This is a genomic window from Legionella sp. PC997, assembly GCF_014109825.1.
GTDB lineage: Bacteria > Pseudomonadota > Gammaproteobacteria > Legionellales > Legionellaceae > Legionella.
The window spans coordinates 3,243,702-3,259,189 of record NZ_CP059576.1; the positions used below are offsets into that span (position 1 = coordinate 3,243,702).

The following is a 15,488-nucleotide window of genomic DNA, read 5'->3' on the forward strand; positions in this document are numbered from 1 at the left end:
TTTCTAGATGATTTCCGTGCCATACTTTATTATCTAATCTTTTAATTAGATGAGTCGGAGTAAAATATTATGAAAAAATATTCTCTTATTCTGTTCTTAGTGCTTTCTTTGTTTCAATACAATAATAGTGCTTATTCTCTCACCTTAAAAAGCCCAGACATTAAAATGAATTCACTAATTCCAGATTCTTATACGTGTACTGGAGCAGATCAATCCCCTCCTTTAACGTGGAGTAATATTCCCCCTAAAACACAATCGTTTGCCTTGATTGTAGACGATCCCGATTCTCCTGATGGCGTCTGGACGCATTGGATTTTGTTTAATATACCTTCCGACGTGCACCAATTAGATGCAGGAAGCCCAGTACCTACAGGAGCCGCAAATGCAAAAAACAGTTGGGATGGTTTAGGATATCGAGGCCCTTGCCCCCCTTTTGGAATTGCTCATAGTTATCATTTTAAATTATATGCTTTAGATACGGTCTTAAATTTAGGTGATGGTACAACGCGAGATTTAGTTTTAAATGCCATGACTGGACATGTTATCGGCGAAGCTGATTTAATCGGACTGTATCAAAGATTTAAACAATAAACCTGTTTTTGTATGTTCCAAATATAGCTTGGTCGCAGCGTGTGGGGTCCGGGTTTCGCTTCGCTGCACCCTGGCTCCTAGTGCTATTCTTCTCTTTTTTTGACAAAAATAAATTCAGAATAGATAATTAATAATCAAGTTAAAAATCATTTCACTAGTTTTTGGAGATCATGACATGCATGCTGAGCTTTTTTATACAATCAATCGTGTCAACTCCATTCCGCTTTATCTAATTTCTCCAAAGCAATTACAAGAACAAAATACGACATTAAGCCCTAAAGAACGTAATTATTTTGTTCAAACTCATTTTAATGGTGCAATTGGTGAATATTGCTTATTTCACGATACCGAGGGTTTATTAGAGAAAGTCTATGTAGGAACTGGTAATGAATCTCAGATATTAGCAATGGCTCATGCTGCTCTATTATTGCCAGCAAACCATTACCAGCTGCAAGAACCTTGCTCTCAGGAAGCCGCCTTATATTGGGCTTTAGCGCAATACCGTTTTGAGCTATACAAAAAAGATTCTCCTTCTCCTAGGGTCTTAGTCATTGAGGAAGAAATATTCTCAAATTTGATCGATTCAGTCCAAGCCCATTTTTTGGTACGTGATCTAATCAATCAGCCCGCGAGTGAAATGGGGCCTAAAGAAATGGCAAATACAGTTGAAGCTTTAGCCGCAGAACATAACGCACAGTTCAAACAATGGATTGGCGATGAATTGTTGCAGGCAAATTTTCCTGCCATTCATGCTGTTGGCCGTGCCTCCCAATCAGAGCCACGCCTGCTTTCCTTAATCTGGGGTGATGAAAAAAATCCTCGGATTACATTAGTGGGCAAAGGGGTTTGTTTTGATACGGGGGGATTGAATCTAAAATCCTCCTACGGGATGCGAATAATGAAAAAAGACATGGGTGGTGCCGCCCATGCGATAGGTCTTGCTCACTGGATTATGAAAAGGAACTTACCTATTCGTTTACATTTACTTATTCCCGCCGTAGAAAATGCTATTGGACCCCGTTCTTTTAGGCCTGGTGATGTTCTAACTATGCGTAATGGTTTAACTGTAGAAATTGATAATACAGATGCGGAAGGACGTCTGATTTTAGCCGATGTTTTTGTAAGGGCTTGTGAAGAAGAACCTGAATTATTGATTGACTTTGCTACTTTGTCCTCAGCAGCTCGTGTTTCTGTAGGAACGGAAATAGCAGCATTTTTTACTAATGATGATTTTTTAGCATCAGGTCTCATCGAGGCCTCACATAAAGCAGTTGATCCTGTATGGAGACTCCCTTTATTTGAACCTTATGAAAAATTTTTGCGCTCATCTGTTGCTGATATGAGCAATTGCACTGATTATCCCTATGGGGGAGCGATTATTGCGGCATTATTCCTACAACGATACATTACTAAACACACCCCTTGGATACATTTTGACATTATGGCATGGAGTGAGCAAAGTAAACCCGGGAAACCCGAAGGCGGGGAAGCCATGGGATTACGTGCAATCATGGAGTATTTGTTGCGTTTATGGTTGAGATGAATGAAGCCAGAAAACCGTCTAAGCGGAGGCTAATCTGAACTCTGCTAATGGATAGTAATTTTGTCTACCTTTATCGGCTTTGCTTTCTATTAGATGAATTTTATTAACAATGATTGCAGGGATAGTTGGTTTCTTTATAGTCTCCAATAGTTCATAGTGCACTCCTCTTCGAATTAATCTTCCCATTGTCATGTGCCCACGAAATGGGCGTTTTTCAATTGGAATATTTAAAGCAGTTAGGGCGCTCCCAATTGTATCGGCCAATATCGCTAAAGTTACTTGCGGGTGAACGGATAGCGAAAGAATCTTAGGATGTCGCAAGGTGGGAAACCATTCAAAAGGACCGAACTCGAGTCGAAATGCGGGTAGGGTTTTTATAGCACTGCACGCGCTTTCAACCACAGCCATCAACTTCTCTTGTGGTAAGTTTCCGAGAAACTGTAATGTGATGTGCATTTTTTCTATAGGTATCCAGCGAATGTATTCAGAGGACATGATGGGTTGTAATGTCTTTAAGCTATCGGAAAGAGGGACTTGCGTTTCCTTTGGGAGAAGAATGGCAAAAAACGTTCGTAAGGTATGCATCATTTCCTCATAAATTGGAACTATCGATTATAATAGTATCGCTCAAATAAAATGGGTTGTCCTATAAACCACACACCTCATTGTTTAAAAAATAACGTATTGATTAAATGAGCTCATCCACAGTGAATCTAATCTAAACCCAGAATGAGCTTATAGATAAATTTTAATCAAGGTGATAGCATTGGGACTTTTTGTTTGAAGGTGAATGAAATACCGGCCCGATATTGATGGACTTAGAGCCATTGCGATTATATTGGTTTTAATTTATCACGCAGGACTCTCTTTTTTTCCTTCCGGATTTATAGGAGTCGATGTATTTTTTGTCATCTCCGGTTTTCTCATTACGCGGATTATTCATGAATCCCTCCAAAATAACTCCTTTTCATTTTTAGATTTTTATAATCGAAGACTCTGGCGGTTACAACCTGTTTTTATTTGTTTGCTTTTTTTGGCAACCACCTCGACTTTGTTGTTTTTTTTACCTGATGATTTAATGCAATACAGCAGAAGTGCTCGCAAAACGTCTTTATTTTTGTCCAATTTATTCTTTGATAAAACGACAACGGGTTATTTTTCACCGGATACGCATCAACTTCCTTTATTGCATACCTGGTCTCTTTCAATAGAATGGCAATGCTATTTACTTTTACCTCTCTTTATCTATTGTTTATATCGTTTCTCGCCTAAGAGATATTTGCTTCCTATTCTAATTGGGTTGACCTTTTTTGCTTTGTTAATATCTTTATACAATGCCCGAACATTCCCTGCACATACGTATTACTTGCTCTCCAGTAGAGTCTTTGAATTCTTAACCGGCTCTTGTGTTGCATTTATTCCGATGACAGTCGGCTCTATCAATAAATATCTTTTAAACCTTATTGGCGGTTTGGCATTTATAACCTTGATCTATATTGCTCGACTTAATCCCGAGTTAGCAGGATATCCGGATGTAGATGCATTTGTTGTTTGTAGTGCAACTGGACTCCTTATTGCCTTAGGAACGTGTTCTCCTAAAAACCTTTTGAGCCAAATACTTTCGAGCAAACCTCTAGTATTTATTGGTCTGTTGTCTTATTCACTCTATATTTGGCATTGGGTTGTGTTCTCAGTGCTAAGATATCAAAGCATTATAGAAACCCCTCGTGTTTTGTGCGCTGCTTTTGGGCTTATTTTTGTTTTAGCCTATCTCTCTTGGCATTTTATTGAAAAACCTTCTAAACGCTGGAAGAACATGCCATTTCGTTATACCGTTGTGCTTCTATTATTAGTCCCCATACTGCTGGTTCACCTGACTGACTACGTAATAAAAAAAAACCATGGGTTTCCACAGCGGTTTGACGGCGAACTATTAGCCGTATATCAACAATTAGATCAATACAGCAGTCAACTGAGGGATTTGTGTATTACCGACCACAAGCATGAAATTAATATGCAATGCCTCGCTGGCGCAAAGAAATTGAATAGTAAGCGTGCCTTGATGATAGGGGATTCCTTTTCCAATCATTATTGGGGCTTTATCGATGTATTAGGACAAGCAGCAAATGTCTCCATTTTAATGCAAACTGTATCTTCTTGCTTAACCTTACCTGATATTTATCTCTATGATTGGTGGCACTTTAAAAAGCAAGTTTATAGCCTCTGCCATGAACTTACCCAAAAATATTATCAGATGATCCAAAGTAACCAGTATGATTATGTCATCATTGGACAATTATGGGCTGATTATTTGTCAGAAAACATCATAAATAACTTGGGTGATCAACGCTCTTTACCCTTGACCCAAAAAAGATTGGAAGAAGCCTTGGATAAAGCACTCTCAATCATCACCCACTCTGGAGCAAGGCCCGTATTGATGCACTCCACCGCTTTAATGCAAAATAATTTTCATGATTGCTTTTTTAAACATATTAAATTAAGAACATCCTACACCCCCCATGAATGTGATTTTACCTTTAATGAGGATCAGTGGTTTAAACAATTATTTGATAAAATGAAAAATAAGTATCCTCAATTGATTATAATTGATCCAAAGGAAGTACAATGTGAGCAAAATATTTGTAAAGCGGAAATCAATGGTATCCCAGTATATCGGGATGTAGGCCATATTACAGATTATGCTTCCTATCAATTTGGTATGCTTTATTTACAAAAATTTCCTAAACCTTTGGGATAATCTATTCTCTCGGACGTTATGAAATCTTGTCGTTGTAATTTAAGATTGAAGTTCTTCTTCGAATCAGAAATATTGTTCTATTCTTTAATAGTACATAATTATGATGTCGTGTTATAACTGCGAGTTATTATGAGTACTAAGACCACACACTCTTCTGATATCCTTTTGGAGATTGCCAACCACAAGGATTTAAAGGGCGAATTAACCTATCAAGAAATTTTACAAATTCTAGGGGAGCGTGCGTTTGGCATTGTCTTGTTGTTTTTTGCTTTACCAAGTGCTTTACCTTTCTCTACAGTCCCCGGCGTTTCGGTGGTATTTAGCGTGCCAATAGCACTTTTTGCCTGCCAAATGGTATTTGCCAGAAAGACATTGTGGTTACCCCAAATTATAGCCAAACGTACGATTCATCAAAAAACTATTTCTAAAGTGATTTATGCTACCGTACCTTATTTGACTAAAATCGAATACTTTTTGAAACCACGCTGGGAATTCATGACTTCTCGGTGTATGGAAATAATCAATGGAATACTTATTTTTTGTTTAGCCATTTTTTTAATGCTCCCTATCCCATTAAGTAATTTTATCTTTGCGGCACTTCTTATAATTTTTAGTCTGGGATTAATAGAACGTGACGGTGTACTCCTTGTTTTAGGATATATTGGGATTCTTTTTTATACCAGCTTCATCTATTTTTTTATTGAAACAATCATAAAACATTTATTTCACTAACCTCCCTACTTCATAAATACTCTAAAAATTGTGTGAAATCCGAGTATTATCACTACTACTCCCGCTAACAACATGATGATTCGAGGATGAATATAACGAACGAGGTAAGCGGCAAAAGGGGAAGCAATTGCACCCCCAACAATTAATCCCATAATAATTAACCAATGAGAGATCCCAATTGTGAAAAAGAAGGTGGCAGACGTAGTAAGGGTAATTAAAAATTCAGTTAAATTAACTGAACCTATAGTGTAATGAGGCGTCGTGCCTTGCACCAGCAACGTGGAATTAACTATGGATCCCCACCCACCGCCCCCTGTGGCATCAAAGAACCCCCCAAAAAATCCAAGAGGAATTAACCCGCGGGCATGATTAGAAGGCAATGCACGTCGGGTAACTCGTTTTACCATAAAATTTTTTATGAGCTTGATGATTTTACCACCTTGACAGGCTCGGTATAAGATAAATACGCCCATGATGACTAGATAAACTGCAATAAAAGGCCTTGTCACCTTTTCTGAAACTTTTGTTAAAACATAAGCACCCAGGATACTCCCTAAAACACCGGGGATAGCTAAACGTCTAAATAAAGCATAATCAATGTTTTTAAACATTGCGTGGGAAAAACCTGAAATACCTGTTGTAACAATCTCAGAGGTATGCACTGTAGCACTTGCTACCGCAGGGGAAATACCATAAGTGACTAATACCCCGGTAATAATCACACCATAAGCCATACCCATTGCACCATCAACTATTTGTGCAATAACGCCAACCAGTACAAAAATAAAGAATTGCTCCATGAATATCCTTTGATTGTTAATCCCACGAGGGTTTTAATCGACTTTTTTATGCCACAATTTGCTCGCAATAATTGAGCCACCGAGTATGAGTACAATCATTGCAAGTGTTATTACTACAGGAATATCAATGATGTCATGCACAATCATTTTTATCCCCACAAAGCCTAAGATTAAACCCAATCCATAATTAAGATAATAAAATTTATTTTGGATGTGCGCCAAAATAAAATAGAAGGATCGTAATCCCAGTATGGCAAAAGCATTCGAGGAACACGCAATAAATGGATCTTGGGTAATTCCTAATACTGCAGGAATGCTATCAATTGCAAAAATTAAATCGCTTACTTCGATAAAAATAAGAACCACGAATAAAGGAGTCATAAAATACGACTTATTCTTCTTAATAATAAAACGTTCATCTGAAATTGTTTTTGTTATTGGAAAAAATTTTCTTAATGTTCTTAGAATAAAATTATTCGCAATAAATTGCTCATCTTTAAATAACGTAAAAAATTTTGACGCGGAATAAAGAAGCAATAAGCCAAATAGATAAAAAATCCAATGAAATCTATTGATCAACCATATACCAAAGACAATGAGTATGATTCTCATAAAAATTGCGCCTAATACACCAAACAATAATAGTCGACGCTGATATTTCATGGGTACAGAAAAATATTTAAATATCATGACAAATACAAATATATTGTCGATAGATAATGATTCTTCAATTAAATAAGCTGTAAAAAATTCCAGTGCTTTTTGGTTGGCTATATGGGTTGTTTCGTTTTGCATCAGATACACCCATAAAAAAGTGTTAAAAAGTAACGCTAAGACAATCCAAACCGTGACCCATATTATAGATAACTTTAATGAAGCCGGGCCTTCTTTTTTTCGGGTCAAAAAAATAAGGTCAATACTCAAGACAATGAGTATTAAAACAATAAAAAACACCCATAACCACCAGGTACCTATAGAATGCATTTTGATCTACCTGACCTTTTGAACACCTGTTATTTATCCATTTTTAAATTCATTTTTTTTATTATTACCAACTTATCCATCATCTAACAATACATTTCACTCTAAATATCAACGATCTTTATAAAATAATGGCCAGATTTAAATTTGGGCTTAAATAATCATAGCGTCGCGCAGATTCCGCTTCCAGGAAAAATGAGATTAATTAGTACAAGCACCCGAATGTCATTCTTGCATCTAATGCAACCCTGGTTTTGTTCTAAAATTTAGAGACCCTAATCTAACTTTTCGCAATTTTATAGTTTAGGAATGGATTCCTCATTGTGTGTTAATACATATCCCGTAAATGCTTTTTCAGCAAACCACTGAGCATAGTCATCGATATTCGGAGTTAGGAAGGCTTTAAAATCCCAACCTAACTCATTGTGATTAAAGGGTCCTAATTCAATATTTTTTTCATGGGCAAGGCCTCTGACCATCCATTCAACAATAGCAGAGTTTCCTCGGCCAACGGGTTGTAATCGAGCAAGACTATAAGCAAGTTTTCCTGCACTTTTAAGAAATTCCTTTATATCTTGATCAGGAGTCCACTCAATACAATCTTGAAAATAGGGTTGAATTAATTCAAATTGCACCTGAAAATAGCTGGAACGATCACGATAATCCTGATTAAAAGGAGTAGGACAATGATCAATATTTATGGCTGTTTTACTATCATTTTTCCCATAATCTTCGAAGGTAATTGTGAGAACTATATCATCCTCAATAAAGGGAAATTGTGATGTGGTATTTTTCTTATGTAATAAATCAAATTCCTCAGGAGTTAATTTAATCTTAATCGTGTATTTTACCCCTTCTTCTGATTTATGTTCTTGTCGATTTACCTCTACATGATCATTCTTTTGTTCAATCAAATTCCTTAAATGTTCATAAATCTTATCCTTTTGGGTAGGCAGATGTTTTGATAGATTAAACTCATCTGTGGACATAAAACCTGGTTTATTAATTAATCCAAATTGATGTCTAAGCGGGCCTTGTTTCAACATTTTTGCTACTTCACGGCGTTTATCTGCTAACCAAGCATAAGTACAGCCTACCTGGGAGCTCAACATATCAGGAGGACAATTAATATCTTTATGAACGATTGGCGGTTCTTTTGGAAAAGAGGATACTTTTGAGCCCAATTCATGAATCACTTTTTTACTGTATTCGAGCCATTGCTCTTGTTTTGAAGCATCAAAATCTTTCAGGCGGTCTTTAGAGGAGACCGTATTCGCTGGGGTAGCATCGTCTGACGAAAATAAGGTATTGCGATTTGTTCCTACCCGTTGCTCTGTTTTCTCATCTTTCATAATCAACTCCACCTGCTGGATTATTTTTAATTATAGATGGGAAATATAACTCTGAAATAACTGGTAGCCACCAGTCCTATTTGAAAATATTGGATCCCACTTCTATATTTATTTTTTATCCCTCTTTTTCCAAAACGAATATGTGGACAGAACTTGCTCGGTTTGCATTTTGACATGCTAGGTCATTATGTTAACGGACTCAGAAGTTCATTGTTTTTTAAAGCGTAATAAAAATAAAAATGGGAGCTTGCTTATGAACACCAATGAACACACGGAACTGGGTGATGCGTTACGATTTCAAGATTGGGAGAGCTTAGAGGGCAATCCCTACGTGACCATCGATGAGAAGGGAGGCTTGCGCTTGCAAGTACAAGGGTTTAATGAATTTGGTTTTCCTGAACCCATTGGTTTAAATGTATCTGCAGGCGTCATTATCGCTATGTCTGGCGACTATTTCGGTGGAAAAGAGGTCGCTCTTGATTTACCAAGCGTTGGTGAGTTTAAGAAGAAACGAAAAACTTTGGATCGCACAGGGGCTAGTGAGACCTTAGGTAAATATTTAATCAAAAAGCCAGTTACGGAAGATGAGGAAGTAAAATTAATTAACTCTTATAAACGGTTGGCCAATAACCAGGTACACCAAAGTGATATCGATACGATTTATACTATTAATAATGGAAACTACATTCCCTTTTCGAGTACTTTGAATTTTTATGTACAACAACTCATGTTTGCTCTGAGGGTAAAAAATTACAGCGACATTTTGAACAGAAATTTATCACATTTTACTCCATGGTCCGTTCGGGTATATACGATAGGCCATCATATAGCTCTCAAATATGCGCGTATTTACTATGAATTAAAACAATATATTACTCACCAAGATTATCAATCAAAAAATAAGGACTTTAGTGCCCTCCTTGAGCTTCTAAAACTGACGCCTAATGGATTGGATAAAGACAAATTGCACGATCTAGCCCACCGATATCAGGCTTTGGCACTAGGCATGGAGTTTTTTTGTTTCCATTACTATACCGATCATTTTGCTGCCGGGCATATTTCATTTATGGGGGATCTACGTGCCCTGCTTCCACAGCGTTTTGGTATTTGGGGTAGTATTTTAGTCAACAATTTACATGATGAATTAAACAAAGTGACTGTTTATACCAAACGCATTTACGATCCATCACCCGATAAAAGTGAGCCCCCAGTTACAACAAGTGGAGATAATGATTTTAATATTGCCAATAATTATTTTAATAAACAAGCTTGTTTGGCAGGAATGACCTGTTCCTTACAAGATTTAAATTTTGTATTTAACGGGAGTAAATTGCCTGAACAAATTCAATATGGGGGTCTAGAACAAATGCCGGATATTGATGATGCATATCGCCAACCTCAGCCTTTAATTTTACTAGGAGATGATAATAAGATTTATTACCGTACTGATCTCAATCACGTTGAGATCTTATCACCTTCTCAATTACAGGCCACATATGCAGCACCATCACAATATGGATACACTGAGTTAAGTAGTAAATTCGAGGCATTCTTGTTGGTTTTCAAGCTTCGTATGTTACCTTTTATTTATTCCAGTCAAGTCGAAACACTTACTTCCGAGCAACTTAAATTACTGGAGACCGAGGAAAATGAACTTAATCCCGGTAGAAAACCAATTCCGCAACCTCCCACCGCTCTTGGGCAAATACCAGTTACAATACCGGTCTGGCAACAACCTGCGACCCAGAACCGAGTAATACAGGGGCTTATGAAGAATGGTTTCTTAGCTACTTCGGGAAAAAAGGGCAGTTTATTGGAACAGGATATCACGTTAAACAGCGAATCAACTTTAACGCCCTTATTATAAAAAATAAACAGTTGCGAGCCTGTATTAACTAAACTAATACAGGCCGCTAAATCCACTTAGGTGTTGTATTCTCTTTTCGTGCTAAATGAAGGAGATTTCCAGTAGATGCTGATTTTTTCATACCAAAAAAAGAATGACCAGCAGCTGAGGATCCGTAAATTTGGAATGAATCAGTGGGATCTGATGGAGCCATTGGAGCATCTACAGAACCAGCATTTGCAGGTTCAGATTCCATTACTGGTCTTTCTTTGAGCTGTTTCGTTAATTGATCTATTGTTTGTTCTGCTCCCGCTACTTTTGAATTTAACTCGCTGTTCTCCTGCTTCAAACGATCTATTTCTTTTTTCATCTTCTCGATTTGTGCTTTATCTGCAGCCGTTTCATCTACACGTTTAATCTGAGAATCAAGATCCTTAATTAAGTCATTGAGTTTCCCTGCCTCTTTATCCACAAGATCAATTTTACATAATTCATCTATTTTTTCTTTATCCAATCCCTTCCATCGACTGATCAGATTTTCAATTCCTGGGCGTTCTACAAACCAGTACACAGCAAGTGCTGCTAAACCAACAACGATGGCTGCAACAACAATGGGCCATGCGGTTGCAGACATGGTCGTCACGAATAAGCTTGCAATCGCTAAAGATACGGTCTGCCCTGCAAAAAAACCACCACTGAAAAAGATCATACCTGCAACCCCCGCAGTAAGTTCTTTTGCAGCAGTAAGGAACAGACTCTCAGAAGCTAAGGTTAAATTCATGCGAATTTCATCGAGCTCTTTATGCCTTTGCAGTAATATTTTTGCGAGCCTGAGGTATTTATCGAGCTCATCTCTGGTTACGGTCTCCTCTTTGGCAAGACGTATAAGTCGTGCACGCATTGCTTTTATTTGTTTAAATTCATCGAGTGCCGCATCAATTAATTGGGGGGTTTCTGAAGATTTCACTCCCAGATTTTTCGAGATTTCAACTAAATCAAAACTGCAAAATACAATCATGGAAATAATTGAAAATGCTAGCCCCGTTGCAAAAATAGCAAGGGATGGTATAGAAGGAAAAATTCCCATAAATGCGGTGATACCATCAAACCCTTCACAGCCAAAAAAAGTAATACCCGCAAGGGCAAGTAAGGCATATTTAGCTTTTGCAGACATTGGAGTTTTTGTAGTATCTTCTTCCTGTTTTCCGGAATTTAATGACTTATTAAGTTCTCTTAATAAATTAGCGCGTAAGGAGGTAACCAAAAAAAAAGCTTCCTCATTACTCTTAATTGTCGGACATGTTTGATACCAAGCAATTATAGTGTCTATATCAGTGGTCGTTTGGTGTTCAAATGGTTTAACGAGACTTGGATTTATTAAACCTAATTTGTGAATTAAATCTTGAGTAGTTGGATTTAGTGTCACCGAATTTGGCATATCGTCTCCCCCTAATTTTGGGTTATTTGGTTTCCCAGCGCGATAAGGGAATAGCTTATATAATACTGAATATTTATTAACCAAATATTAAATTATCCCATAAACCGCCCACAAATGGTTAATTTTTGTAAAAAAAGAGCAAAGTAATTACTATTTATGCGATCCTAAAGAAAAAAGGTGTAATTATTTATATTCGCTGATGGGGCTGTTTGTGAGAACATATAAACTTAATGGACCTTCTTAGCTCTCCATCGGTTTAGTAGTTAATAGGAAGATAATCTACAGACGTTAAAGGAATAATCATGCCCAAAAAGGTAATCGAAGTTCCCGAATTACTTTCTTATGAAAAGTATGGGTTTACACAGTGCATTCAATATAATGATTTGATTTTCGTCACTGGCCAAGCAGGACAAGATAAACAAGGGAAAATAGTCGGTTTGGATATTGAATCTCAAACTCGCCAACTATTTCAAAATATTGAATACGCTCTCCATGCTGCTCATTCAAGCTTAGAGCACATTCTTTCAATGACCTCGTACATTGTTAATATTGAGAAAAATGGCCAGGCTTATTTTGCCACCCGAAAAAATTGTATCCCCGTTTCTTCTTATACAAGTGCTTCTATTGGAGTAGCCGCATTAGCACTACCTGATTTACTTGTGGAAGTCACTTGTATTGCGGCACCTAAAAATAAATAGAGAAAGCGAGCTTTGCTCGAGAGCTTATTAAAAATTTTTATATTGGTAATGAGCAAATCACAGGAGGTTTTTGATGATAATTTTGTATTCTTATCCCGAGCTTTTTGGCCTTCCGGATAATAATCCTTTTGGACTAAAAGTGGAGACTTTTCTTCGGTTAACCAAAATTGATTACCAACATATGCATATTATTAATACCCAAAATGCACCTCGCGGGCAGTTACCTTACCTGATGGATGAAGAGCAGGTTATTACAGATAGTAATACAATTCTGAACCATCTTTCACAAAAATATGTGAATTTAGATCATGACCTAACCGCGGAACAAAAAAACATCCATTTTTTGATGAACCGTATGCTAGATAATCATTTATATTGGGTTATGTCCTATTCGCGTTGGCAAGATGAACAATTCTGGCCGTTGTTTAAAGCAGAATTCTTAAAGCAACTTTCTGAATTATCAGAAACCTCTCTTGAGCAAGTACGAAAATATAATCTTGAAAAATATCATTACCAGGGTATTGGTAGGTACTCCTCCAAGGATATATATCAATCTGGGATCGACGATTTGCAAGCGATTCTTTATGTTTTAGGAGATAAAGATTATCTATTTGGCAATAAAGTCCATTCACTGGATGCCTGCTGTTATGGTTTTTTAGCCAATATCTTATATTTTGAGATTGAAACACCTTTAAAAGATTTTGTGATGCAAACTCCATTAAGTGATTACACCAATCGGATCAGAGCCTTACTTGGATATTGAATATATAGATTCAACGTCCGATCTAATTAAAAGGATATAGGATTATGTTGGCTTAATGGCGTGGGACATAAGGGTTTATTTTCTGAGCGTAAGATATGGGTTGACGATAGGTTAGGGTATGATCACTCAAACAAGGCGGGGGTAGATTGACGCCGGGAGCAATTCCTTCTATCAAAAGAAAATAATAATTAATTTTTATTCCAAACAACGTCAAGAGCCCGTAACTCGCTCTCCGTCAAAAGTTCATATTGATCAATTGCGCGTGTAACATGATCGGGATAGTGCTCCAGGCATTTTTTAATTAACTTCAATAAATCCTGCTCATTGATAGGTTTGGTAATGAAATCTATAGCTCCTGCTTTTATCGCTCTTACGGCCATGGGGATGTCGCCATACGCTGTAATAATAATCACTTTGAGTAAGCTATTTTGTCTTTTTAATTTTTCGAGGAGCTCAAGACCATCCATATCAGGCATACGCACATCGGAAATTAAACAGCCCATATGTTTTGGATTATATTGTTCGAGAAAACTTGTCGCATCCAGGTAAGTTTTTACTTCAAAACTCATTGAATCAAAAAGCCATTTCAAAGCACGTAGAACATTTTCATCATCGTCAACAATATAAATTGTCTTATTCATTGTATGATCCCAAAATATGATTAGGTAATCTAAAAGAACTTATAGTTCCCTCCCCAGCAGTATTTGATTCTATTTTAATACACCCTCCATGAGCCTCAATAATTTTTTTGCAAATACTTAGCCCCAGACCCAAGCCATACTCTTTGGTGCTATAGCACGAAGTAAATAGATTATTGAGGACTCCTTGAGGCACTCCAGGCCCATTATCAACAATAGACACCAGTACTTCCGTACCCTGATTTTTTATCTTAAGGAGTAACGAAGGATTTTTGGTTTGAGCATCGAACATTGCTTCAAAAGCGTTATTAATAAGGTTTAGAAATACCTGGCGCATTTGATTGCGATCCAAATAGACTTCGGCCAAATACTCATCGAATTCATAGTGAACTGTTCCTGAAAAATTCGAATAGAATTTTGACAAGATAACAGACTGTTTCGCTAATGAAGCTAAATTTACTCGCTCAAAATGCAATTCTCCATGGGTCACGAAACGTTTCATTCGCTTAATAATAGTACTTATTAGGTCAACTTGTTCCAATGCTTTTTGGAGCACGACGATGAACTCCTTTGAACTGGACCCCTCTTGCTGTAAACGTAAAATACTACCTAATAGATAGGAATTCAGTGCCGATAACGGTTGGGAAATTTCATGAGACAATGAGGAGGCTGCTTCTCCGGAAAAATAACATCTTGATATTCGATCAAGAGTCGTTTGTTGCTGCTTAATTAACTCCTGATTTTGTTTTTGTTCTGTAATAAAATGCCAGGTACCAATCATTTTAATCGGATTATTTTCTGCATCACGAATATAACGTCCACGAGCCGATACCCATTCATAATGTCCTTTAGTGGATTGAATACGAAAATCTGAGTAATGGTCCTCATAATGGGTCAGAGAATTAACTAAGGCATTGGCAATTTCTTCACGATCTTCTGGATGAAGTCGTGTTATAAAATGATCGATATGCCCCACTTTGCTGTCTGCATTTAAAATGGATAGCGATTCAGAGTAGCCAAAATCAATTATTTCATTGGTCCCCAAATCCCATTGCCACACATTTAATTTGCCGACATCCAATAATTCCATTAAGTAATCATGAGAAATTTCGTAGGTGAGATTATTTGAAAATAGATCTTCGGAATATTCCTTTTTTAAATCCAAAGACAACTTGGAGTTCCTCATGATATATCCCCTATGAAATTGAATCCAACCTAGCTTTATTTGTGTTTCAAATAAGGAAACTATTCTTCATTTTTAAAATCATACCACAGTATTTTTATCACAGAGTTGCATTAATTTGAATTAATATTTAACATAATGATTTTTATCTAAATTATACGTCAA

General features: G+C 36.9%; 14 protein-coding genes. 7 read left to right on the plus strand and 7 right to left on the minus strand.

The annotated features are described in order from the left end of the window. Positions 1-69: 69 nt before the first annotated feature. Positions 70-591 (plus strand): YbhB/YbcL family Raf kinase inhibitor-like protein, encoded by a 522-nt coding sequence (locus HBNCFIEN_RS14230; RefSeq protein ID WP_182391709.1) that lies wholly within the window; start codon positions 70-72, stop codon positions 589-591. Between the two features lie 175 nt (positions 592-766). Further along, complete coding sequence (locus HBNCFIEN_RS14235) at positions 767-2,134, plus strand: M17 family metallopeptidase (RefSeq protein ID WP_182391710.1); 1,368 nt, start codon at positions 767-769, stop codon at positions 2,132-2,134. Between the two features lie 18 nt (positions 2,135-2,152). Here HBNCFIEN_RS14235 and thpR read toward each other — a convergent pair whose 3' ends face one another. Further along, a complete protein-coding gene (gene thpR / locus HBNCFIEN_RS14240; protein ID WP_255464232.1) occupies positions 2,153-2,722 on the minus strand; it encodes an RNA 2',3'-cyclic phosphodiesterase in 570 nt (189 codons plus the stop codon). A 202-nt stretch (positions 2,723-2,924) separates the two neighbouring features. Between thpR and HBNCFIEN_RS14245 the strand changes: the two genes are divergently transcribed. After that, the gene (locus HBNCFIEN_RS14245; RefSeq protein WP_182391711.1) at positions 2,925-4,892 is read left to right on the plus strand and encodes an acyltransferase family protein; all 1,968 of its coding nucleotides are present in this window, start codon (positions 2,925-2,927) and stop codon (positions 4,890-4,892) included. 129 nt (positions 4,893-5,021) lie between these two features. Then, positions 5,022-5,624 carry an exopolysaccharide biosynthesis protein gene (locus tag HBNCFIEN_RS14250; RefSeq protein WP_182391712.1) on the plus strand — a complete coding sequence of 201 codons (603 nt, stop codon included), beginning with the start codon at positions 5,022-5,024 and terminating at the stop codon, positions 5,622-5,624. Positions 5,625-5,629: 5 nt separating this feature from the next. On the opposite strand, the gene HBNCFIEN_RS14255 is transcribed toward HBNCFIEN_RS14250, so the two are convergent. The 3 genes from HBNCFIEN_RS14255 to HBNCFIEN_RS14265 all read right to left on the minus strand — a co-directional run bounded on the left by HBNCFIEN_RS14255 (position 5,630) and on the right by HBNCFIEN_RS14265 (position 8,757). After that, complete coding sequence (locus HBNCFIEN_RS14255) at positions 5,630-6,424, minus strand: sulfite exporter TauE/SafE family protein (protein ID WP_182391713.1); 795 nt, start codon at positions 6,422-6,424, stop codon at positions 5,630-5,632. Positions 6,425-6,457: 33 nt separating this feature from the next. Further along, the gene (locus tag HBNCFIEN_RS14260) at positions 6,458-7,408 is read right to left on the minus strand and encodes a TerC/Alx family metal homeostasis membrane protein (RefSeq protein WP_182391714.1); all 951 of its coding nucleotides are present in this window, start codon (positions 7,406-7,408) and stop codon (positions 6,458-6,460) included. Positions 7,409-7,701: 293 nt separating this feature from the next. Next, complete coding sequence (locus HBNCFIEN_RS14265) at positions 7,702-8,757, minus strand: hypothetical protein (protein ID WP_182391715.1); 1,056 nt, start codon at positions 8,755-8,757, stop codon at positions 7,702-7,704. A 253-nt stretch (positions 8,758-9,010) separates the two neighbouring features. Between HBNCFIEN_RS14265 and HBNCFIEN_RS14270 the strand changes: the two genes are divergently transcribed. After that, positions 9,011-10,624: a hypothetical protein gene (locus HBNCFIEN_RS14270; protein WP_182391716.1), complete on the plus strand. Its 1,614-nt coding sequence runs from the start codon at positions 9,011-9,013 to the stop codon at positions 10,622-10,624. A gap of 46 nt (positions 10,625-10,670) precedes the next feature. Here HBNCFIEN_RS14270 and HBNCFIEN_RS14275 read toward each other — a convergent pair whose 3' ends face one another. After that, positions 10,671-12,041, minus strand: a complete 1,371-nt coding sequence (locus tag HBNCFIEN_RS14275) for a hypothetical protein (RefSeq protein WP_182391717.1) — start codon at positions 12,039-12,041, stop codon at positions 10,671-10,673. 302 nt (positions 12,042-12,343) lie between these two features. Here HBNCFIEN_RS14275 and HBNCFIEN_RS14280 point away from each other — a divergent pair, with 302 nt between their 5' ends. Together HBNCFIEN_RS14280 and HBNCFIEN_RS14285 are read left to right on the plus strand one after the other, a co-directional pair. Next, complete coding sequence (locus HBNCFIEN_RS14280; protein ID WP_182391718.1) at positions 12,344-12,739, plus strand: RidA family protein; 396 nt, start codon at positions 12,344-12,346, stop codon at positions 12,737-12,739. Positions 12,740-12,812: 73 nt separating this feature from the next. Then, positions 12,813-13,502, plus strand: coding sequence for a glutathione S-transferase family protein (locus HBNCFIEN_RS14285; RefSeq protein ID WP_182391719.1), 690 nt, complete (start codon positions 12,813-12,815; stop codon positions 13,500-13,502). Positions 13,503-13,690: 188 nt separating this feature from the next. Here HBNCFIEN_RS14285 and HBNCFIEN_RS14290 read toward each other — a convergent pair whose 3' ends face one another. Together HBNCFIEN_RS14290 and HBNCFIEN_RS14295 are read right to left on the minus strand one after the other, a co-directional pair. Next, positions 13,691-14,143, minus strand: coding sequence for a response regulator transcription factor (locus HBNCFIEN_RS14290; protein ID WP_182391721.1), 453 nt, complete (start codon positions 14,141-14,143; stop codon positions 13,691-13,693). Further along, positions 14,136-15,326 carry a sensor histidine kinase gene (locus HBNCFIEN_RS14295; RefSeq protein ID WP_182391722.1) on the minus strand — a complete coding sequence of 397 codons (1,191 nt, stop codon included), beginning with the start codon at positions 15,324-15,326 and terminating at the stop codon, positions 14,136-14,138. Before HBNCFIEN_RS14295 ends, HBNCFIEN_RS14290 begins: the two co-directional genes overlap by 8 nt. Between the last annotated feature and the right edge of the window lie 162 nt (positions 15,327-15,488).